The organism is Synechococcus sp. R70.1 (genome assembly GCF_047461675.1).
Lineage (GTDB): Bacteria > Cyanobacteriota > Cyanobacteriia > Thermostichales > Thermostichaceae > Thermostichus.
Genome location: NZ_JANSHR010000074.1, coordinates 1 through 796, shown reverse-complemented (window position 1 = coordinate 796; position 796 = coordinate 1). Strand labels below are relative to the sequence as shown.

Below are 796 nucleotides of genomic sequence, written 5' to 3'. Positions count from 1 at the left end.
GGAGGTTGGCTTAGAAGCAGCCATCCTTTAAACAGTGCGTAACAGCTGACTGGTCAAGCGCCCCTGCGCCGAAAATGAACGGGACTAAGCGGTGCGCCGAAGTTGTGGATTGGATGGTAGGGGAGCGTTCCGCAGTAGGGTGAAGCGGCAGCGCAAGCAGCCGTGGACGAGGCGGAAGTGAGAATGCTGGCTTGAGTAGCGCAAACATTGGTGAGAATCCAATGCCCCGAAAACCCAAGGGTTCCCCCGGAAGGTTCGTCCGCGGGGGGTTAGTCGGGACCTAAGGCGAGGCCGAAAGGCGTAGTCGATGGACACAGGGTTGATATTCCCTGACTGGCAACTGGAGCCGAAGAGGGACGCACGAGAGCTAGCCACACCCTGACTGGATTGGGAGGGGTCTACGGACCCCGCGTGGTGAAGGGTAGTGCCAAGAAAAGCTCGTAGGCGATGAAGGTTGTCACCCGTACCCGAAACCGACACAGGTGGGTGGGTAGAGGATACCCAGGGGCGCGAGATAACCCTCTCTAAGGAACTCGGCAAAATGACCCCGTAACTTCGGGAGAAGGGGTGCCAGCGCGAGCTGGCCGCAGCGAAAGGGCCCAAGCAACTGTTTACCAAAAACACAGGTCTCTGCTAAGTCGTAAGACGACGTATAGGGGCTGACGCCTGCCCAGTGCCGGAAGGTCAAGGAAGCTGGTTAGCGCAAGCGAAGCTGGCGACCGAAGCCCCGGTGAACGGCGGCCGTAACTATAACGGTCCTAAGGTAGCGAAATTCCTTGTCGGGTAAGTTCCGACC

1 rRNA gene is annotated in these 796 nt (G+C 58.7%); it reads left to right on the top strand.

Annotation, left to right across the window (positions count from 1 at the left end):
- Positions 1-796: ribosomal RNA gene (locus NW807_RS08960) — 23S ribosomal RNA — on the top strand; the annotation flags it as partial.